This window comes from Pseudomonas hydrolytica (assembly GCF_021495345.1).
Taxonomy (GTDB): Bacteria; Pseudomonadota; Gammaproteobacteria; order Pseudomonadales; family Pseudomonadaceae; genus Aquipseudomonas; species Aquipseudomonas hydrolytica.
This window is the reverse complement of sequence record NZ_CP099397.1, coordinates 640,893-661,910: the sequence shown is the minus strand read 5'-3', so window position 1 is coordinate 661,910 and position 21,018 is coordinate 640,893. Positions and strand designations below refer to the sequence as shown.

At 66.4% G+C, this 21,018-nt stretch carries 15 protein-coding genes; 8 read left to right on the top strand and 7 right to left on the bottom strand.

Going from position 1 to position 21,018, the window contains the following annotated elements; all coding sequences use genetic code 11:
* The 4 genes from waaC to glnE form a co-directional block, all read right to left on the bottom strand.
* On the bottom strand, positions 1-1,005 hold the full coding sequence (gene waaC, locus L1F06_RS03050; protein WP_129481867.1) for a lipopolysaccharide heptosyltransferase I: 1,005 nt from the start codon (positions 1,003-1,005) through the stop codon (positions 1-3).
* Position 1,006: 1 nt separating this feature from the next.
* Complete coding sequence (waaF, locus tag L1F06_RS03045) at positions 1,007-2,050, bottom strand: lipopolysaccharide heptosyltransferase II (RefSeq protein WP_129481868.1); 1,044 nt, start codon at positions 2,048-2,050, stop codon at positions 1,007-1,009.
* A gap of 60 nt (positions 2,051-2,110) precedes the next feature.
* The gene (locus L1F06_RS03040) at positions 2,111-3,034 is read right to left on the bottom strand and encodes a branched-chain amino acid transaminase (protein ID WP_003246614.1); all 924 of its coding nucleotides are present in this window, start codon (positions 3,032-3,034) and stop codon (positions 2,111-2,113) included.
* 63 nt (positions 3,035-3,097) lie between these two features.
* The gene (gene glnE, locus L1F06_RS03035; RefSeq protein ID WP_129481869.1) at positions 3,098-6,040 is read right to left on the bottom strand and encodes a bifunctional [glutamate--ammonia ligase]-adenylyl-L-tyrosine phosphorylase/[glutamate--ammonia-ligase] adenylyltransferase; all 2,943 of its coding nucleotides are present in this window, start codon (positions 6,038-6,040) and stop codon (positions 3,098-3,100) included.
* Between the two features lie 271 nt (positions 6,041-6,311).
* On the opposite strand from glnE, the gene aceE reads away from it, so the two are divergent.
* Positions 6,312-8,957 carry a pyruvate dehydrogenase (acetyl-transferring), homodimeric type gene (aceE, locus tag L1F06_RS03030; protein WP_129481870.1) on the top strand — a complete coding sequence of 882 codons (2,646 nt, stop codon included), beginning with the start codon at positions 6,312-6,314 and terminating at the stop codon, positions 8,955-8,957.
* An 11-nt stretch (positions 8,958-8,968) separates the two neighbouring features.
* A complete protein-coding gene (gene aceF / locus L1F06_RS03025; protein ID WP_129481871.1) occupies positions 8,969-10,939 on the top strand; it encodes a dihydrolipoyllysine-residue acetyltransferase in 1,971 nt (656 codons plus the stop codon).
* A 152-nt stretch (positions 10,940-11,091) separates the two neighbouring features.
* Here aceF and L1F06_RS03020 read toward each other — a convergent pair whose 3' ends face one another.
* Entirely contained in the window at positions 11,092-11,598 is a 507-nt protein-coding gene (locus L1F06_RS03020; RefSeq protein ID WP_036987361.1) for a hypothetical protein, read from the bottom strand.
* Between the two features lie 162 nt (positions 11,599-11,760).
* On the opposite strand from L1F06_RS03020, the gene L1F06_RS03015 reads away from it, so the two are divergent.
* From L1F06_RS03015 to L1F06_RS03000, 4 genes are all read left to right on the top strand, one after another.
* Positions 11,761-14,484 carry a putative bifunctional diguanylate cyclase/phosphodiesterase gene (locus tag L1F06_RS03015; RefSeq protein ID WP_129481872.1) on the top strand — a complete coding sequence of 908 codons (2,724 nt, stop codon included), beginning with the start codon at positions 11,761-11,763 and terminating at the stop codon, positions 14,482-14,484.
* Between the two features lie 51 nt (positions 14,485-14,535).
* Positions 14,536-15,195, top strand: coding sequence for a peptide-methionine (S)-S-oxide reductase MsrA (msrA, locus tag L1F06_RS03010; protein ID WP_129481873.1), 660 nt, complete (start codon positions 14,536-14,538; stop codon positions 15,193-15,195).
* Positions 15,196-15,205: 10 nt separating this feature from the next.
* A complete protein-coding gene (locus tag L1F06_RS03005) occupies positions 15,206-15,403 on the top strand; it encodes a putative motility protein (protein ID WP_041772794.1) in 198 nt (65 codons plus the stop codon).
* Between the two features lie 83 nt (positions 15,404-15,486).
* Positions 15,487-16,740: a cyclic di-GMP phosphodiesterase gene (locus L1F06_RS03000; RefSeq protein ID WP_096827520.1), complete on the top strand. Its 1,254-nt coding sequence runs from the start codon at positions 15,487-15,489 to the stop codon at positions 16,738-16,740.
* A gap of 79 nt (positions 16,741-16,819) precedes the next feature.
* On the opposite strand, the gene L1F06_RS02995 is transcribed toward L1F06_RS03000, so the two are convergent.
* Positions 16,820-17,668: a 23S rRNA (adenine(2030)-N(6))-methyltransferase RlmJ gene (locus L1F06_RS02995; RefSeq protein WP_129481874.1), complete on the bottom strand. Its 849-nt coding sequence runs from the start codon at positions 17,666-17,668 to the stop codon at positions 16,820-16,822.
* A gap of 44 nt (positions 17,669-17,712) precedes the next feature.
* The gene (locus L1F06_RS02990) at positions 17,713-18,582 is read right to left on the bottom strand and encodes a LysR substrate-binding domain-containing protein (protein WP_129481875.1); all 870 of its coding nucleotides are present in this window, start codon (positions 18,580-18,582) and stop codon (positions 17,713-17,715) included.
* 94 nt (positions 18,583-18,676) lie between these two features.
* On the opposite strand from L1F06_RS02990, the gene L1F06_RS02985 reads away from it, so the two are divergent.
* Together L1F06_RS02985 and L1F06_RS02980 are read left to right on the top strand one after the other, a co-directional pair.
* Positions 18,677-19,885 carry a YbfB/YjiJ family MFS transporter gene (locus tag L1F06_RS02985; protein WP_129481876.1) on the top strand — a complete coding sequence of 403 codons (1,209 nt, stop codon included), beginning with the start codon at positions 18,677-18,679 and terminating at the stop codon, positions 19,883-19,885.
* Complete coding sequence (locus L1F06_RS02980) at positions 19,857-20,915, top strand: NAD(P)H-dependent flavin oxidoreductase (protein ID WP_129481877.1); 1,059 nt, start codon at positions 19,857-19,859, stop codon at positions 20,913-20,915. Before L1F06_RS02985 ends, L1F06_RS02980 begins: the two co-directional genes overlap by 29 nt.
* The last annotated feature ends 103 nt before the right edge of the window (positions 20,916-21,018 follow it).

The following is a 21,018-nucleotide window of genomic DNA, read 5'->3' as shown; positions in this document are numbered from 1 at the left end:
TTAAAGGGTGCCGGGAGGCGCCAGCAGCAGCGCCTCCAGTTCCAGGCCAACGCGCTCTGCACCGAGGCCATCGAAGCAGGGCTTGTCACGGTCACCGCTGCCGGCGTTCGGGCCACTGGCGCACAGATGAATCTGGCTACGGCCATAGGCGCCCACCTTGCCGGGCAGGGTCGGACCGTAGAGGGAAATGTTCGGCACATCCAGCGCCGCAGCCAAATGACCGAGACCGGTGTCGACGGAAACGCAGGCGCTGGCGCCAGCGATCACCTTGGCTACGCCGGCCAGGTTCAGTTTCGGCAGCACGGCGGCATGCGTGAGGCCGGCGGCGATGCGTTCGGCACGTGCCTTCTCCGTCTCGTTGCCCCAGGGCAGGCGCACGGCCCAGCCCAGCTCGTCCATGCGCTCGGCCAGGGCGCGCCAGTCGGCTTCCGGCCAGTGCTTGCTGGCCCAGGTGGTGCCATGCAGGAACACCAGATAGGGCTGCGCCACGGCGTCCATCATCGCCGCGCGATTCAGGCCATAGTCGCCGCTGCCGGCCGGCAGTGGATAATCCAGCGCCTGGGCGAACAACTGGCGCACGCGCTCCAGGGCATGCTGATCCCTGGCCACTGCGTAGCGCCGGTCATAGAAGCGGCTGGCCAGCGGTTCACGCGCCGAATCGCGATCCAGCCCGGCCACCGGCGCCTGCACGTAGCGCGTCAGCCAGGCACTCTTGAGCAGGCCCTGGGCATCGATCACCAGGTCGTAACGGGTTTCGCGCAGACGCTGCTTGAAGCGCGCCCATTCGCCGCTGCGCCAGGTGCGCAGCGGGTGCTTGCGCCAGCGACGGATGGCCACCGGAATCACCTGGGAAACGGCCGGATGCCAGGCGGGAATCTCGGCGAAGCCTTCCTCCACCACCCAGTCGAAGCGGATGCCGGGAATGGCGCGAGCCGCATCGGTCAGTGCCGGCAGGGTATGCACCACGTCGCCCAGCGACGAGGTCTTGATGATCAGCACCCGCAAATCAGTCGCCCTCGACCAATGCCAGCGGATCGCCGACCAAACGGTCCAGCGCCTCGATCACCGGCCGCGGCTTGAGCTCGCGCAGGCAGTTGTAGTGACCAAAGCGACAGGTGCGCTCGAAACAGGGGCTGCAGTCCAGTCCCAGGCGCACGATTTCCACCTGGTCGGCCAAGGGCGGCGTGAAACCCGGCGAAGTGGAGCCGTAGACGGCCACCAGCGGGCGATTCAGCGCCGCTGCCACGTGCATCAGGCCGGAATCGTTGGACACCACCGCCGTGGCGGCGGACATCAGGTCGATGGCCTCGGCCAGGCTGGTCTGCCCGGAGAGGTTGCTGACTTCTTCGCGCAGGCCCGGGATCAGGCGCATGCGAATGTCCTCGCCGCCGGCATGGTCGTTCTTCGAACCGAACAGCCAGACCTGCCAGCCGGCGCGAATCTTGATCTCGGCGACCTTGGCATAGTGCTCGGCCGGCCAGCGCTTGGCCTCGCCGAACTCGGCGCCGGGACACAGCGCCAGCACCGGGCGATCCAGCTGCAGCTCGAACTTGGCCAGAGCGGCCTCGCGACTGGCCTCATCGATCTGCAGACGCGGCTGCGGATAAGGCTGCGGCAAGGCGGCGCCCGGCTCATAGGCCAGCGCCATGAAGCGCTCGATCATCAGCGGATAGCGCGCCTTGTCCAGCTTGCGGATATCGTTGAGCAGGCCATAGCGCATCTCGCCCTTCCAGCCGGTGCGCTTGGGAATCCCGGCGAACCAGGGCACCAGTGCGGACTTCAGCGAATTGGGCAGCAGGATGGCCTGGTCGTACTGGCCGGCCAGCGACTTGCCGATGCGCCGGCGCGTGGCCAGATCGAGCACGCCATGGCCCAGCGGCAGGCTCAGCGCGGCGCGCATCTCGGGCATGCGCTCGAGAATCGGCCGGCTCCACTCGGGCGCCAGCACGTCGATCTCGCATTCGGGATGGCGCTGCTTCAGGCACTGGAACAGGGTCTGCGCCATCACCATGTCGCCCACCCAGCTGGGCCCAACGATCAATATCTTCATATCTTTTCCAGAAACGACCAGGGAGGCTTTCGCCTCCCCGTCGAGCCTTCGAGGAATCGCTTACTTGACCAGCGTACGCCACTCGGCGTGGGCGCTGGTCTTGCCGGTGACCAGGTCGAAGTAGGCTTTCTGCAGCTTCTCGGTGACCGGGCCGCGGCGGCCGATGCCGATCTGACGACCATCCACTTCGCGGATCGGCGTGACCTCGGCGGCGGTACCGGTAAAGAAGGCTTCGTCGGCGATGTACACCTCGTCGCGGGTGATGCGCTTCTCCACCACCTTGATGCCATGCTCGGCAGCCAGGGTCAGGATGGTGCTGCGGGTGATGCCGTTGAGGCAGGAGGTCACTTCCGGGGTGTACACCACACCGTCCTTGACCAGGAAGATGTTCTCGCCCGAACCCTCGGCCACGTAACCCTCCGGGTCCAGCAGCATGGCCTCGTCGGCACCGCCGGAGATGGCTTCCTGCAGGGCCAGCATCGAGTTGATGTAGTTGCCGTTGGCCTTGGCGCGGGTCATGGAGATGTTGACGTGGTGACGGGTGTAGGAACTGGTGCGCACCTTGATGCCGCTGACCAACGCTTCCTCGCCCATGTAGGCGCCCCAGTGCCAGGCGGCGACGATCACGTGCACCTTGAGACCCGAGGCGCGCAGGCCCATGCCCTCACTGCCGAAGAACACCATCGGACGCAGATAGGCGCTTTCCAGGCCGTTTTCTCGCACCGCGGTGCGCTGCGCTTCGTTGATCTCTTCCTTGGAGAAGGGGATCTGCATGTTGAAGATATGCGCCGAATCGAACAGGCGGTCGGTGTGCGCCTGCAGGCGGAAGATGGCGGTGCCGTCCGGGGTGTTGTAGGCGCGCACGCCCTCGAACACGCCCATGCCGTAATGCAGGGTGTGGGTCAGCACATGGGTGTTGGCTTCGCGCCACGGCACCAGCTCGCCGTCGTACCAGATCACGCCATCACGGTCGGACATCGACATCTTGCCTGCTCCTCAAATTCGCTTCACGGTTCGAACAATTAGGTGGGGCCGCAGCCCCGTCATTCAACTCAGCCCCAGTTCGCGCCACAGGCGCATCACGGCGCGGCGCTCGTCCTGGAACTGATCGCCCGGCACCACCCCGGGCTGCTTCTGCAGCGCCTGGCGGTGGGCAGCCGAGCGGTAAATCTTGTAGACCTCACGCAGCAGACCGGCATCTTCGGACGACATCAGACCAACGCGTTCGAGCCCCTCGAGGATGCGAATGTTGTCGGTGAATTCGAGCAGTTGCGGGTATTGCCACGACCAGGCCAGGGCCGCGTATTGCACCATAAATTCGATATCGACGATACCACCGGCGTCCTGCTTCAGATCGAAGGAAGCCGCTGCGTCGAAGGCGTTTTCCGCGGTGCCGGCGGCGGTGGCGCGGGTGCCGAGGTTGTCGCGCATCTTCGCCCGCATCTCGCTGACCTCGGTGCGCAGCGCCGCCACTTCGCGCTGCCGCCCCAGCACCTCGCCGCGCACGCGGGCGAACTCGCCGGCCAGACGCTGGCAGCCCACCAGCACCCGCGCGCGCACCAGCGCCTGGTGCTCCCAGGTCCAGGCCTCGTTTTCCTGATAGCGCTGGAAGGCGCCGAGCGAGCTGACCAGGAGCCCCGCCGCGCCGGAGGGCCGCAGGCGCATGTCCACCTCGTACAGCGCGCCGGAGGTGGTCTGGGTGGTCAGCAGGTGGATGATGCGCTGGCCCAGGCGGGTGAAGAACTGCGCGCCGTCGATGGGCTTGGCGCCGTCGGTCTCGGCCTGCGGATCGCCGTCATGGATAAACACCAGGTCCAGATCCGAGCCGTGGCCGAACTCCAGGCCGCCGACCTTGCCGTAGCCGACGATGATGAAATCGGGGTCGCAGGGCGTGCCATCGGTACGAAACGGCCGGCCATGACGCTGCACCGTGTGCTGCCAGGCCAGCGCCAGCACCTGATCGAGAATGGCCTCGGCCAGCCAGGTCAGGTAGTCAGAGACCTTCATCAGGGGCAGCGTGCCGGCGATTTCCGAGGCGGCCACGCGCAGGCTGTGGGCCAGCTTGAAGTGACGCAGCGCCTCCATCTGCTGTTCCAGGTCGTCCTCGGGGATGCGGATCAGCCGCTCGCGCAGCTCGGCCGCCAGCTCCGGCGCCAGCGGCGGATGGTAGAGCCGGCCTTCGTTGAGCAGTTCGTCGAGCAGCAGCGGGAAGCGTGCGATCTGCTCGGCGATCCACGGGCTGGCGGCGCACAGGCTGATCAGCCGCTGCAGGGCACCGGGGTTTTCCGAGAGCAGCACCAGGTAGGCCGAGCGCCGCGCCACCTTTTCCACCAGCGGCAGCACCCGCTCCAGCACGCGGTCCGGCGCCTCGTGCTCGACCGTCTCGGCCAGCAGACGCGGCACGAAGGCATCCAGCCGCTCACGCCCCAGGCGCTGCATGGCGCGAACCTGCGGCCCATTGCGCAGGTCGCCAAGACGCTTGAGCGCGACCAGCGGCTCGACGAAGCCCGCCTCCTGCAGTTGGCGCGCAGCGCTTTCCTCGTCGATGGCCGCTTCCCACAGCGGCAGCCACTCGGCGCCCACGCAGGCGCTACCGGCGGCGGCCTCATCCTCGTCCGGATCGGCGATCACCTGCTGGAAATGCCATTCGATGCGCCCGCGCCAGTGCATCAGACGCTCATGGAAACTCGCCCAGTCGGCAAAGCCCATGATCGCCGCCACCCGCGCCTGGTCGCGCGCGTCCGCCGGCAGCATCTGCGTCTGCCGGTCGCCGATGCCCTGCAGGGCGTGCTCGGTGTAGCGCAAAAACTCGTAACCCTCGCGCATCTCCGCCACCACCGCGGGCGGCAGATAGCCCTGGCCCTCGAGGGTCGCCAGCACCTTGAGCAGGGGCCGCTGCTGCAGGCTGAGGTCGCGCCCGCCATGAATCAGCTGGAAGGCCTGGGCGATGAACTCGATCTCGCGGATGCCGCCGGCACCGAGCTTGATGTTCTCGCTCATGCCCTTGCGCCGCACCTCCTGCTGGATCAGCAGCTTCATCGCGCGCAACGCCTCGATGGCGGAGAAATCCAGATAGCGCCGGTAGACGAAGGGCCGCAGCATCTCCAGTAGCTCGGCGCCGGCGGCCTGGTCGCCGCCGACCACGCGCGCCTTGATCATGGCGTAGCGCTCCCAGTCGCGCCCCTGATCCTGGTAGTACTGCTCCAGCGCATTGAAGCTGAATACCAGCGCACCGGATGAACCATAGGGGCGCAGGCGCATATCGGTACGGAACACGAAGCCATCGACGGTGATGGCGTCCAGGGCTTTTATGAGCTTTTGCCCGAGGCGGATAAAGAACTCCTGGTTATCCAGCGGCCGCTTGACCCCTTCGGTCTCGCCGCCTTCCGGGTAGCCGAAGATCAGATCGATGTCCGAAGACAGATTCAGCTCATGGGCGCCGAGCTTGCCCATGCCGAGGATGACCATGTGCTGCGCCTGGCCGCTGCGTCGACCGATCGGCGTGCCGAACTGCTGGCAATGGCGCGGATAGAGCCAGTGGTAGGCCAGATCGATGCAGGCGTCGGCCAGATCGGAGAGATCGCGGCAGGTCTCGGCCAGCGCCGCCTGGCGGCTGAAGTCGCGCCAGATGATGCGCAGCTGCTGGCGGTTGCGAAAGCGCCGCAGGCAGCGGCCGAGCGCGTCCTCGTCGGCACACTCGGCCAGCAGCGTTGCCAGCTGATCGCGCAACTCGCCGGGCTTCAGGCTGCGCTCCAGCTCGCCGGAGTCGGCCAACGCCATGAACATCTGCGGATCGCGGATCGCCTGCTCGCTGACGAAGTCGCTGAGTGCCGTGACCTGACGCCAGGCCTCGCGCCGCGCCTGCGGCCACTGCGCCAGCTTTGCAGGCAGCGCCTCATGTTCGAGCAATGCAGCCTGTAGCGACTGCTCGGCACGCTCGGCCAGGGGGATCAGAGAAGAGGGCAATTCGACCGGCGACGGCAGGCTCATGGTCTATCCTTTTGGCGGGTTGCCGGACGCACGGCACAACCGCCCGAAGCCCCACTGGCGCAGGGCGCGCGCGGCCGGCAGAACCGCGGATTGTAGTTTTACTACTAAAGAATTGTATCCAGAGGGCTGAATCCGGCGTCGGAATGTAGTAAAACTACAAGCGGCCGGTCCTACCCCCGGTAAATCCAAGAATTTCAACTCGCCCGCTCAAAAAGCCGGCGAGATCCAACTGGCCTCCGATTCTGGAAGCCTTTCCGCCCTGGAGCAAGCCATGCAAGACCTCGATCCGATCGAAACCCAGGAATGGCTGGACGCCCTTGAATCCGTCCTCGACCGTGAGGGTGAAGACCGTGCCCATTACCTGATGACCCGTCTGGGCGAGCTGGCCACCCGTAGCGGTGCGCAACTGCCCTACGCGATCACCACGCCGTACCGCAACACCATCCCGGTCACCCACGAAGCGCGCATGCCCGGCGACCTGTTCATGGAGCGCCGCATCCGCTCGTTGGTGCGCTGGAACGCCCTGGCCATGGTGATGCGCACCAACCTGGACGACCCGGATCTGGGTGGCCACATTTCCAGCTTCGCCTCCTCGGCGACCCTGTACGACATCGGCTTCAACTACTTCTTCCAGGCCCCGACCGAAGAACACGGCGGCGACCTGGTGTTCTATCAGGGCCACGCCAGCCCCGGCGTCTACGCCCGCGCCTTCATGGAAGGGCGCATCAGCGAAGAGCAGATGCAGAACTTCCGCCGCGAAGTGGACGGCAAGGGTCTGTCCTCCTATCCGCACCCCTGGCTGATGCCGGACTTCTGGCAGTTCCCCACCGTCTCCATGGGCCTCGGCCCGATCCAGGCCATCTACCAGGCCCGCTTCATGAAGTACCTGGAAGCGCGCGGCTTCATCCCCGCCGGCAAGCAGAAGGTCTGGTGCTTCATGGGCGACGGCGAGTGCGACGAGCCGGAATCCCTCGGCGCCATTTCCCTGGCCGGCCGCGAGAAGCTGGACAACCTGATCTTCGTCATCAACTGCAACCTGCAGCGCCTCGACGGCCCGGTGCGCGGCAACGGCAAGATCATCCAGGAACTCGAAGGCGTGTTCCGCGGCGCCCAGTGGAACGTCAACAAGGTGGTCTGGGGTCGTTTCTGGGACCCGCTGTTCGCCAAGGACAAGGACGGCGCCCTGCAGCGTCGCATGGACGAAGTGGTCGACGGCGAATACCAGAACTACAAGGCCAAAGACGGCGCCTATGTGCGCGAAAACTTCTTCAATAGCCCGGAACTCAAGGAGATGGTCAAGGACCTCTCCGACGACGAGATCTGGAAGCTCAACCGTGGCGGCCACGACCCGTACAAGGTCTACGCGGCCTACCATCAGGCCGTGAACCACAGCGGCCAGCCGACCGTGATCCTGGCCAAGACCATCAAGGGCTACGGTACCGGCGCCGGTGAAGCGAAGAACACCGCGCACAACACCAAGAAGGTCGATGTCGACAGCCTGCGCCAGTTCCGCGACCGCTTCGACATTCCGGTCAAGGACGAGGACCTGGAAAAGCTGCCGTTCGTCAAACCGGAGCCGGGCAGCCCCGAGTACAAGTACCTGCACGAGCGCCGCAACGCGCTGGGCGGCTTCGTCCCGCAGCGCCGGCAGAAGAGCTTCAGCATCCCCACTCCGCCGCTGGATACCCTCAAGGCCATCCTCGACGGCTCGGGCGACCGCGAAATCTCCACCACCATGGCCTTTGTGCGCATCCTCGCGCAGCTGGTCAAGGACAAGGAACTGGGCCAGCGCATCGTTCCGATCATCCCGGACGAGGCCCGTACCTTCGGTATGGAAGGCATGTTCCGTCAGCTCGGCATCTACTCCTCGGTCGGCCAGCTGTACGAGCCGGTCGATAAAGACCAGGTGATGTTCTACAAGGAGGACAAGAAGGGTCAGATCCTCGAGGAAGGCATCAACGAAGCCGGCGCCATGAGCTCCTTCATCGCCGCCGGTACCTCGTACTCCAACCACAACCAGCCGATGCTGCCGTTCTACATCTTCTACTCGATGTTCGGCTTCCAGCGTATCGGCGACCTGGCCTGGGCCGCTGGCGACAGCCGCACCCGTGGTTTCCTGATCGGCGGCACCGCCGGCCGTACCACCCTCAACGGTGAAGGCCTGCAGCATGAAGACGGTCACAGCCACATGCTGGCAGCGACCATCCCCAACTGCCGCACCTACGACCCGACCTATGGCTACGAGCTCGCCGTGATCATCCGCGAAGGCATTCGCCAGATGACCGAAGAGCAGCAGGACATCTTCTACTACATCACCGTGATGAACGAGTCGTACCAGCAGCCGGCCATGCCGGAGGGTATCGAGCAAGGCATCATCAAGGGCATGTACCTGCTCGAGGAAGACAAGAAGGAAGCCGCACACCACGTGCAGCTGCTGGGTTCCGGCACCATTCTGCGCGAAGTGCGCGAAGCGGCGAAGATCCTGCGCGACGAGTACAACATCGGTGCCGATGTATGGAGCGTCACCAGCTTCAACGAACTGCGCCGCGACGGCCTGGCCGTGGAGCGTCGCAACCGCCTGCACCCGGGCCAGAAGCCGCAGCAGACCTACATCGAGCAGTGCCTCAGCGGTCGCAAGGGTCCGGTCATCGCCTCCACCGACTACATGAAGCTGTTCGCCGAGCAGGTTCGTCAGTGGGTACCGAGCAAGGAATACAAGGTGCTGGGCACCGACGGCTTCGGCCGCAGCGACAGCCGCAAGCAGCTGCGTCACTTCTTCGAAGTGGATCGCAACTGGGTCGTGCTGGCCGCCCTGGAAGCCCTGGTAGACCGTGGCGAAATCGAAGCCAAGGTGCTGGCTGACGCCATCGCCAAGTTTGGCATCGACGCCGACAAAGCCAACCCCCTGGACTGCTAAGGAGCGTAGCGATGAGTGAGTTGATTCGCGTACCCGACCTCGGCGGTGAAGGCGAGGTGATTGAACTGCTGGTCAAGGTCGGCGACCGTATCGACGCCGAGCAGAGCGTACTGACCCTGGAGTCCGACAAGGCCTCCATGGAAGTGCCCTCGCCCAAGGCCGGCGTGGTCAAGGAAATCAAGGTCAAGATCGGCGACCGCCTGAAGGAAGGCGACGAGCTGCTGGTGCTGGAAGTCGAAGGGGCTGCGCAAGCCGCACCGGCGCCGAAAGCCGAAGCTGCGCCTGCCCAGGCCCCGCAAGCGGCCGCTCCGGCAGCCGCACCCGCCGCCGCTGCCACCGGCAGCAGCGTGCAGGACGTGCACGTGCCGGACATCGGCTCCAGCGCCAAGGGCAAGGTCATCGAGATCATGGTCAAGGTCGGCGACCGCATCGAAGCCGACCAGAGCCTGCTGACCCTGGAGTCCGACAAGGCCTCCATGGAAATCCCTGCACCGGCTGCCGGCGTGGTGGAGCAGGTGCTGGTCAAGCTGGACGACGAGATCGGCACCGGCGACCTGATCCTCAAGCTCAAGGTCGAAGGCGCTGCCCCCGCAGCTGCTACTCCGGCAGCCGCTCCCGCGCAGGCCGCCGCACCCGCTGCAACCCCTGCACCGGCCGCCGCACCGAGCGGCAGCAGCGTGCAGGACGTACGCGTGCCAGACATCGGCTCCAGCGCCAAGGGCAAGGTCATCGAGATCATGGTCAAGGCCGGCGACAGCATCGAAGCCGACCAGAGCCTGCTGACCCTGGAATCCGACAAAGCCTCCATGGAGATCCCCTCGCCGGCTGCCGGCGTGGTGGAAGAAGTGCTGGTCAAGCTGGATGACGAAATCGGCACCGGCGACCTGATCCTCAAGCTCAAGGTAGCCGGCTCTGCTTCTGCACCCGCCCCGGCGCAAGCCAGCCAGGAAGTGCACCGTGTGCCGGAAGGTGCGGCGCCGGAAGTGGCCGCCGAAGTGCGCGCCATCGCCTCGCTGTCGGCTGCTGCCGCCGAAGTCGCCAATGCGCCCAAGCGCGATGGCGCCAAGGTGCATGCCGGCCCGGCCGTGCGTCAGCTGGCCCGCGATTTCGGCGTGGAACTGGCGGATATCGCCGGCACCGGCCCGAAAGGTCGCATCCTCAAGGAAGACGTGCAGGCGTACGTCAAGGCGATGATGCACAAGGCCAAGGCCGCACCGCAGGCAGCTGCAGCCGCTACGGGTGGCGCCGGCATTCCGCCGATCCCGGCCGTGGACTTCAGCAAGTTCGGTGAAATCGAAGAAGTGGCGATGACCCGCCTGATGCAGGTCGGCGCCGCCAACCTGCACCGCAGCTGGCTCAACGTGCCACACGTGACCCAGTTCGACTCGGCCGACATCACCGACCTGGAAGCCTTCCGCGTCGCGCAGAAGGCCGTGGCGGAAAAGGCCGGCGTCAAGCTGACCGTGCTGCCGCTGCTGCTCAAGGCCTGTGCCCACCTGCTCAAGGAACTGCCGGACTTCAACAGTTCGCTGGCCCCGAGCGGCAAGGCGCTCATCCGCAAGAAGTACGTGCACATCGGCTTCGCCGTCGATACGCCGGACGGCCTGCTGGTGCCGGTGATCAAGAACGTCGACCAGAAGAGCCTGCTGCAGCTGGCCGGCGAAGCCGCCGCACTGGCCGACAAGGCCCGCACCAAGAAGCTCTCGGCTGATGACATGCAGGGCGCCTGCTTCACCATCTCCAGCCTCGGCCACATTGGCGGCACCGGCTTCACGCCGATCGTCAACGCGCCGGAAGTGGCGATTCTCGGTGTGAGCAAGGCCACCATGCAGCCGGTGTGGGACGGCAAGGCCTTCCAGCCCAAGCTGATGCTGCCGCTGTCGCTGTCCTACGACCACCGGGTGATCAATGGCGCTGCCGCGGCGCGCTTCACCCAGCGTCTGTCGCAGCTGCTGGCCGACATCCGCACCATCCTGCTGTAAACCGTTTCGAGCACGCCACGCTCGTCCCTCAACCCCGCCCATCCAGGCGGGGTTTTTTTATGGCGCGGCACGCCAGGCAGGAACACATCGGGGGCACTGCGAACACGCCGCAGGGCATGGCCTCCCTGCACGCGCCTGCGTGGGTGGCTGCCTTATCCCTTCTGCACGTTGCGAATCAGGAAGCTCAGAGCCTTGGCCAGCTCCGCAGCGCCCTGGTGATCGCGCAGGATGGTCAGCAAGGGGCTGCCGTCGCCCGGATTGATCAGCACGCAACGCACGCCGCCGGCAGGGCACTCGTAACGGATGAAGGGATCGATGCCGAACACCGAGAACCGCTGATTGCGCACGGAGATGGCGGTGCCCTCGGCGCCCCGGCTTTCCTCGCGCAGGATCAGTTCGCCGGCCGCACCGAGACTGATGCGGTACAGCAGGTCCTGGCGTTGCGCCTGGCCGACCTGGTAGCCGGCGCGCAGGGCATAGGTGTCGAGCAGCGCATTGCTGTGCGCCAGCAGCGCCTGGCGCTCGTTGTCGGTCAGGTACAGGCGCTTGAGGCCATCGAGGTAGGCAACCTGCTCGGCGCCCTGCAACGTTGCCGCGTCATCGGCGCTGGCAACCGCCGGCATGGCCACAAAAAGTGCTCCGCCAAGCACCATGGCCATGAGTTTTCTTGTCAGTATCGTTTGCATCATGCACCCTTGCCGAACGCTATAGTGAAGTAGGCCTGAGCCCTAGCCTCCGTCCATGCCGCTGCCCCCTTGGCAGCGGCCCTGTACCGAGAACGGAAGCCTCGCCTGGTCAGCATACTGGAAGCCCAACGCCCAATGAAAAGCCATCCCGATGCCGGCACCCGCTCGGCAGCCGAGGTTGTGACGCAGTTGCCAGTGCCCTCGCGGCTCGGCATGTTGCGTTTCGAGCGCTTGAACGAGCCAAGCTGGGCCCTGCTGTTTCTCGACCCGGCCTGCGAACGCCAGCTGGGCATCAGCGCCAGCGATCTGTGCGCGCTGGTGGATGCTCCCTACGCCAGCCTGATGGAACCCGAGGCGCGCTACCGCCTGCACGACGCCATCCAGCAGCAGCTGCTGCAAGGTCCGCACTACCTGGTGCGTTACACCCTGCATACGCCGCAGGGCGCCCTCACGCTGCTGGAGGTGGGCGAACCGTTCAAGCAGCGCAACCGCCAATTGCTGCGCGGCTATCTGCTGGTGGCGGACGAAAGCCTCGATCGGTACGCCGCCACCGAACAGGAGCTGCACACGCAGAACCAGCAACTGCGCAGTTCCCTGCAGCAGTACCAGCGCACCCAGGATGACCACCTGCAGCACCTGGCGCGCTCACGCACACAGCAGCAGTTGATCGTGCGCCTGGCGCGCCAGCGCTACGCCTCCAGCAACCCGCAGCAGGAGGCGGCCGAACTGATCACCCAGGCCGCCTGCGAGGTCTACGGCGTCGCGCGCGCCGGCATCTGGAAGCTGGGCAGTCACCATCTGGACTCGGTGTCGCTGTACCGCCGCGATCTGGACCGCCATGAACAGCTGCCCTCGATAGACGCGCGCAGTTTCCCGCAGTATCTGCAGGCGCTGCACAGCGGCCGCGCCATCGACGCCCATGACGCCCAGCACGACCCGCGTACCTGCGAACTGACCGCCAGCTACCTGCAGCCGCTGGGCATCTGCTCGATGCTCGACGCCAGCATTCGCATCGAAGGCGAAGTGGTCGGTGTGCTCTGCCTGGAACACGTTGGCGGCCCGCGCACCTGGCAGGCCGACGAGATCGCCTTCGCCGGCGAGCTGGCCGATCAGTTCGCCCAGGTGCTGATCAATCAGCAGAAGCGCCACGCCACCAGCGCCCTGCACCTGTTCCAGCGCGCCGTCGAACAGAGCGCCAGCGCCTTTCTGCTGGTCGACCGCGACGGCCGGGTGGAGTACGTCAACCCCAGCTTCACCGCGATCACCCTGTACAGCAGCGACGAGGTCTGCGGCCATCGTCTGTCCGAACTGCCGGCCCTGGCCAATCTCAGCGATCTGCTGTTCGATGCCCGTTCCAGCCTCGCCGAGCACAGCAGCTGGCAGGGCGAATTCCGCAGCCGGCGCAAGAATCTGGAGCCCTACTGGGGCCACCTGTCGATCTCCAAGGTCTATGGCGACGACGGCGAGCTGACCCATTACATCGGCATCTACGAAGATGTCACCGAGGCCAAGCTGGCCCAACAGCGCATCGAGCGCCTGGCCTACACCGACAACCTGACCAACCTCGGCAACCGCCCTGCCTTCATCCGCAGCCTCGAGGAGCGCTTCGCCCATAGCCCGCGCCCGCCGCTCGGTCTGCTGCTGGTGGACATCGACAATTTCAAGCGCATCAATGACAGCCTCGGCCACCAGACCGGCGACAAGCTGCTCTCGGCCCTGGCCCGGCGCCTGCGCAACAGCCTCGGCGCCAAAGGCACCCTGGCGCGCTTCGCCAGCAACGAGTTCGCCATCCTGCTCGACGGCTGCGACCAGGACTGCGGCCTGCGCGTGGCTCATCAGGTGCTGCAGACCCTGGACAAGCCGCTGTTCGTCGACAATCAGCTGATCAGCATCACCGGCTCCCTCGGCCTGGCCCTGGCCCCGGAGCATGGCGACGACCCGCAGACGCTGATGAAGCACGCCGGTCTGGCTCTGCACAAGGCCAAGGCCAACGGTAAGCACCAGGTCCAGCTGTTCACCGAGGCGCTGAATGCCGAGGCCAACTACAAGCTGTTCGTCGAGAACAACCTGCGCCGCGCCCTGACCCAGAGCGAGCTGGAGGTGTTCTACCAACCCAAGCTGTGCCTGAAGAACGGCCAGTTGCTCGGCATGGAGGCGCTGCTGCGCTGGCACCATCCGGAAAAGGGCATGATCCGCCCGGACCAGTTCATCAGCGTCGCCGAGGAAACCGGCCTGATCATCCCCATCGGCAAGTGGGTGGTGCGCCAGGCCTGCCGCATGAGCAAGCAGATCGCCGCCATCGGCCTGGGCGAGTTGCAGGTGGCAATCAACCTGTCGCCCAAGCAGTTCTCCGACCCCGACCTGGTCGGCTCCATCGCCGCCATCCTGCACGAGGAGCAGCTCGACCCGCGGCTGCTGGAGCTGGAGCTGACCGAGAGCCTGCTGCTGGAGGCCACCGAAGACACTCGCCACCAGCTCGGCCGTCTCAAGAGCCTGGGCCTGACCCTGGCGATGGACGACTTCGGTACCGGCTACTCCTCGCTCAGCTACCTGAAGAAGTTTCCCATCGACGTGATCAAGATCGATCGCAGCTTCATCAAGGACATCCCCGACAACCAGGACGACATGGAAATCACCTCGGCGGTGATCGCCATGGCCCACAATCTCAAGCTCAAGGTGGTCGCCGAAGGCATCGAGACCGGCGCCCAGCTCGGCTTCCTGCGCCGCCAGAAATGCGATGTCGGCCAGGGCTATCTGTTCGACAAACCCATTCCCGGCCGCGAGCTGATCGACAGCCTGCGCCGCTACCCGTGCCGCCCACAGGGCGAGAGCCACCACCCGGCCGACCAGCGGACGTAACATCCCGCACGGCCGATGGTCCATTAGCTGCCCATAGTTCAGGAGACCGCCATGGTTCTGCGTTCCCAGATTCTTGCCCACAAGCTCGCCCTGCCGACCGCCGAGCAGGCGCTGCCCGGCCGCGCCGAGCCCCTGCCCGTGGCGCAGCAGCACCATGTCAACGGCAATCCGATCAAGCCGCCCTTCCCGGCGCAGATGCAGCAGGCGGTATTCGGCCTCGGCTGCTTCTGGGGCGCGGAACGGCGCTTCTGGCAGCAGCCGGGCGTGTTCAGCACGGCGGTGGGCTACGCCGGCGGCTTTACCCCCAACCCCACCTACGAGGAGGTCTGCTCCGGCCTGACCGGGCATACCGAAGTGGTGCTGGTGGTGTTCGATCCGCAGCAGACCAGCTTCGACGCGCTGCTCAAGGTGTTCTGGGAGGCGCACAACCCGACCCAGGGCATGCGCCAGGGCAACGACCAGGGCACCCAGTACCGTTCGGCCATCTATTGCCAGGACCACGCCCAGCTGGAGGCCGCCCTGGCCAGCCAGGCGCGCTTCCAGGCAGAGCTGGACAAGGCCGGCCTGGGCAGCATCACCACCGAGATTCGCGAAGCGCCGACCTTCTACTACGCCGAAACCTATCACCAGCAGTACCTGGCGAAGAATCCGGGCGGCTATTGCGGCCTGGGCGGAACAGGCGTATGCCTACCCCCTGAGCCCGCAGCATGAGTAAGCCATCGTGGAACTGAGCAGCATCGCCAGCCAGGTATCCAGTCAGGCATCGGCGCAGATCTCTGCGCAGATGTCGCTCCTGCTGCTGCGCAAGACCCTGGAGCTGCAGGCCGCCAACATCACCGGCCTGGTGCAGTCGGCGGCACCGGCCAGCGCGCCTAGCAATCCGCCACATCTGGGCAATCACATCGACGTGATGGCCTGACCGTCCCAGCGGAAGAAAGGCTGCCCGGCGACCACGTGGCGGACTAAACTGCGGGCAGATAGCCACCAGCCTGCGAGCACGGCATGCCCGCCCACACTCCTTACATCTCCCCCGAGCAGCTGTGCATCGGTCTTTACGTTCACCTGGACCTGAGTTGGTGGGAGCACGATTTCGCCTTCAGCAGCTTCAAGATCAAGGACGAGGCGCAGATCAGCGCCCTGCGCGCGCTCAAGCTCAAGCAGCTGCGCTACGACCCGGCACGCAGCGATTGTCCGCCCCTGGCCCAGGCCGAAAGCACGCCACCGCCAGCGCCTGCCGAACCGACCGTGGACCCGCAAAGCCAGGAGCGCCAACAGCGCGCCGAGAGGCTGCGCCAGCTGCGTACGCGTCTGGCTGATGTGGATCGCCGCTTCATCGAGGCCAGTCAGCGCATCAAGACCCTCAACCAGACGCTGCGCAGCCGCCCCGAAGATGCCATGCGCCAGGCCGGCGTCATCGTCGGCGCGATGGTCGAGACGCTGCTCGGCGCACCCGGCGTGGTGCTGCACGGCATTACCGGCAAGGCCGCCGAGGACAGCTACTTCCATGCCCTCAACGTCACCGTGCTGTCCCTGCTGCTCGGGCGCCAGCTCGGCCTCGACAGCGAGGCCTGCCACAGCCTGGGGCTCGGCGCCCTGCTGCACGATATCGGCAAGCTGGAAGTACCGAGCAAGGTGCTGCTCAAGGCGGAGCCGCTGACCCGCCCGGAGCAGCAACTGCTGCAGATGCACAGCGACTTCGGCCTGCGCATGGGGCAGAAGCTGATGCTCGACGACGAGGTGCTGCGCATCATCCACGAGCACCACGAGCATTGCGACGGCAGTGGCTACCCGCGCGGTTTGCGCGAAGCCGCTATCGGCCGGCTGAGCCGCCTGGTGGCCATCACCAATCACTTCGACAACCTGTGCAACCCGCTCGACCCGCGCCAGGCGCTGAGCCCGCACGAAGCCCTGGCGCTGATGTTCAAGCAGCAGCGCGAGCGCTTCGACGAGGTGGCGCTGAAGGCCTTCATCCGGGTCATGGGCATCTACCCGCCGGGCAGCCTGGTACAGCTGGAGGATGAGCGCTATGCGCTGGTGCTGGGCATGAACCCGAGCCAGGCGCTCAAGCCCACGCTGATTGTCTACGACGCCGAGGTAGCCAAGGAGGAAGCCCTGATCCTCGACCTCGCGCAGGAGCCGAAGCTGGCCATCGCTCGCAGCCTGCGACCGGCGCAGCTACCGCTGGAGGTGCTGGAGTACCTCAGCCCGCGGCGCAACCTGAGTTATCACATCGAACCCAACCACAAGCCGGCTTGAGCGGCCCGTCGGCGACGACTTCGTCTCCAGGTGACGCCTGCGTGGCCGTGGGGTGCGCCATGCGCACCGGCCCGCTCGCTCAGCCGGCCGACTTTTCCTCGATCAGCCAATCCAGGCGCCAGCCACCCTGGCTCTGCCCGAGCGCGTCGGCCAGCCAGGGCAGCAGCTGCTTGAGCTCGTCCTCCAGGCCCCATGGCGGATTGCTGAGCACCAGACCCGAACCGGTCAGGCGCGTGGCGTCGTCGGGGGCATGCACGTAAAGTTCGGCACGCAGCAGCTTGGGCGCGGCGCTCTTTTGCAGATCGCGGTAGAAGCGCGCCAGCTGGCGCTCGTCCTTGATCGGGTACCAGATCGCGACGATGGCCTGACGCATGCGTCCGTGCGCTTCGTTCAAGGCCTCGACACAGCGCTGCAGCTCGTCGGTCTTTTCGAAGGGCGGATCGATCAGCAGCAGCACGCGCTTCTCGCGGGTCGGCATCAGCGCCCGCGGCACCAGCCAGCCCTCGCCCAGATGCACGGCTACGCGACGGTCGCCACGCATATTGTCCTTGAGCAGGCGGCCATCCTCGGGGTGCTTCTCGTTGAGCTGCAGACGATCCTGCTCACGGCTGAGCAGGCGCGCCAGCTCCGGCGAACCGGGGTAGTAGCGCAGCTCGCCATCCGGGTTCATCGCCCGCACCACCTCCAGATAGGCTTCCACCGCATCCGGCAGCTGCGTGGCCTGCCATAGGCGGCCGATGCCCTCCAGGTACTCGCCGGTACGGCTGGCGGCATCGCCCTGCAGATCGTACAGGCCGAGCCCGGCATGGCTGTCGAGGTAGGCAAAGGGCGCCTCCTTGCGCGACAGCAGGGCGAGCAGGCGGGTCAGCACCAGGTGCTTGAGCACGTCGGCGTGATTGCCGGCATGGAAGGCGTGGCGGTAGTTCATGGAGGTCTCCGAAGCGGTCGCCAAGTTTACCCGTTGGAAGGGCTTTACGCGCGCATCAGCTCCAGCAGCAAGGCCAACGGCGGATGCTCAGCGGCATCGCGGCGGCGTACCAGCAGCGTGCTGGTCGCACCAAGTTCCGGGGCGATGGCCTGGTAGTGCACCAGATGCACACGCGGGTGACTGTCGAGCAGGCTGCGTGGCAACAGGCCGATCCCCATGCCGGCAGCAATGCCGGCAAAGATCGCGTCGATGGAGCCATAGCTCTGCCGCGCCGCCACCTGCAAACCACGACTGACGGCCCAGCGCTCAAGGCGCTCGCGGTAATGGCACCCATCGGGGAAACCCAGCAGAGTCTGCGGTCGACTCTCCAGTTGGGTGCCATCCTGCTCGGGCGGCAGCACCAGCATCAGTTCCTCCTGCCAGATGGGCAGGCAGTCGAGCTGAGGATGCTCGAACGGCCCGCCGATCAATCCGCCGTCCAGTTCTCCTGACAACACCCCCTCGACCAGTCGCCGGCTCGGCCCGGTGCTGAGCTGCAGGTTCACTCGCGGAGCCCGCTGGTGGAAAGCCGCCAGCAGCTCAGGCAAACGCACCGCGGCGGTGGTTTCCATCGACCCCAGACGCAGATCGCCGCTCCAGATATCTTCCTGCACGCTGCGCCAGGCCATCTGGCAAAGCTGCTCCAGATGCTCGGCATGGGGCAACAGGCGTTCGCCGGCCGCAGTCACTCGCAGACGCTGCCCCTGACGCTGAAAAAGCCGGATGTCCAGTTGCTGCTCCAATTGCCGAAGACGCGCCGAGACGTTCGACGGCACGCAGTGCAGGCGCACGCCGGCGGCGCTCAGCGAGCCCTCCCGAGCCACGGCGAGAAAATAACGCAGCAGCTGCGGATTGAGTCGTTGCCAGGCATCCATGACATTCACCAAAAGTGAAAATAGACCGCAATATTTTTCACTAACCATCAAGCAACGACAATGGCTAAGGTGGGCAGCACGACCGGAGGCCCCCATGCCCAGACTCGACCGTGCCCACCTCACTGCCCTGCTCGCCGCCGCACTGGCGCTGGTGGTCGTTCACGCACTGGGCCGTTTCGCCTTCACCCCCTTGCTGCCACTGCTGCTCGACGACGGCCTGTTCGATCTGGCCCAAGGCGCCCAGTTGGCGACCTGGAATTATCTCGGCTATCTGCTTGGCGCCCTGCTCGCGCTGTTCATGGCCAACCCGCGCGGCCTACGCCAGGGCTTGCCGGCTGCCTTGCTGGTCAATGCCGGCCTGACCCTGGCCCAGGTGTTCACCCACGACGTCGACCTGCTGGCCGTCCTGCGCCTGGCCAACGGCGTCAGCAACGGCGTGGTCTTCGTGCTGGCCCCGGCCCTGGTGCTGGAGTGGCTTGCCCTGCGCCAGGCCACGGCGCTGAGCGGTCTGGTCTATCTGGGCTTGGGTGGCGGCATGTTGCTGTGCGGCCTGCTGGTGGCCATCACCCCATGGCAGGGGCCGATGCGCTGGCTGCCGATCGCGCTGTGCGCCCTGCCCCTGGCGCTGCTTTGCGCTCCGATGCTGCGGCGCCTGGCGCGGGATCTGCCCGACAAGCCACCCGCGACCGCCCGTGGCGCATTGTTCGGCAGCCACAACCTGGCGTTGCTGATGGCCTATCTAGGGGCGGGCCTGGGTTACATCCTGCCACTGACCTTTCTGCCGGCCATGGCCCGCGAACAGCTGCCCGCCGGTCATCCGCTACTGGTCGGCAACTGGTGGTGGACGGCGCTCGCCTGCCTGCTCTCGGCGACGCTGTGGAATCGTGCCGGCGCCTGGCTGGGCGATCGTCGGGCCCTGCTGGCCAACTACCTGCTGCAACTGCTCGGCGTGACGATGCCGATCCTGCTGCCCGGCCCCTTTGGCGTCATGACCTGCGCCCTGCTGGTCGGCGGGACCTTCCTCGGCACCGTATTGCTGACCCAGCGCCTGGCCCGCGCCCTCAACCCGGACCAGGGCTTGCGCCTGGCCGCCCTGCTGATCAGTCTGTACAGCGGCAGCCAGTTGCTCGGCCCCTGGCTGGTGCAACACTGGACTGCCGCTGGCCATAGCCTCACGAGCAGCTTCCTTATCGGTACCGCAGCATTGCTCTGGGCCGTCCTGTGGGCCTGGCAGGTGTCCGAACCACGATCCCATGCTGAAATGGAGCCACCCCATGTCTCTCACCGCCCTGCTCGGCACTGACCTGCCCCTGATCCAGGCGCCGATGGCCGGCTCGCAGGATCATCGCCTGGCCGCCGCCGTGTGCCAGGCCGGTGGCCTCGGCTCGATTCCCTGCGCCATGCTCACGCCGGCCGCCCTGCGCCAGGAGCTGCAGGCGATGCGCGAGCTGACCGAGCGGCCGTTCAACCTCAACTTCTTCAGCCATGTGCCGCCCGAGCCGGACGCGGCCCGCGAGGCTGGGTGGCGTGAAGCGCTGGCGCCCTACTATGACGAACTGGGCGTAGACCCGGCGAGCGTTGTCGTCGGGCCCCGACGTCTGCCGTTCAACGCCGAAGCGGCCGCGCTGGTGGAGGAATTTCGCCCGGCGGTGGTCAGCTTCCACTTCGGCCTGCCGCAGCCGGATCTGCTGGAGCGAGTCCGGCGCAGCGGGGCGAAGATCCTCTCCAGCGCCACCACCCTGAACGAGGCGCTGTGGCTGCAGGCGCAAGGCGTCGATGCGGTGATCGCCCAGGGCCTGGAAGCCGGCGGCCATCGCGGACACTTTCTCGATTTCGACCTGAGCCGCCAGCTCGGCCTCTTCGCCCTGTTGCCGCAACTGGTCGATGCGCTGTCGGTGCCGGTGATCGCCGCCGGCGGCATCGCCGACGCCCGCGGCGTAGCCGCGGCCATGGCCCTCGGCGCTGCCGGGGTGCAGGTCGGCAGCGCCTACCTGCTGTGCCCGGAGGCCAGCACCAGCGCCATCCACCGCGCCGCCCTGCAAAGCCCGGCGGCGCGCCATACGGCGTTGACCAACCTGTTCAGCGGGCGCCCTGCGCGCGGCATCGTCAACCGTCTGATGCGCGAGCTGGGGCCGCTGAGCGAACGAGCGCCAGCCTTCCCTCTGGCCACCGCGGCCATCGCGCCGCTGCGCGCGGCGGCCGAGGCCCAGGGCAGCGGCGACTTCTCGCCGCTGTGGGCCGGACAGAACGTCGCCGGCAGCAGGCCCATGCCCGCCGCCGAGCTGACCCGCGAGCTGGCGCTGGGCTTTGCCCCGTTTGCGAAACGCGGCTGAAGCGCAATGCCGCCCAGCCGCTCCTACGGGTGATGTAGGGCTTTATCACCACCGATGATGATGCTGGGCAGCCAGGCGACTGGCTGCCTAGACTCGCTCGATC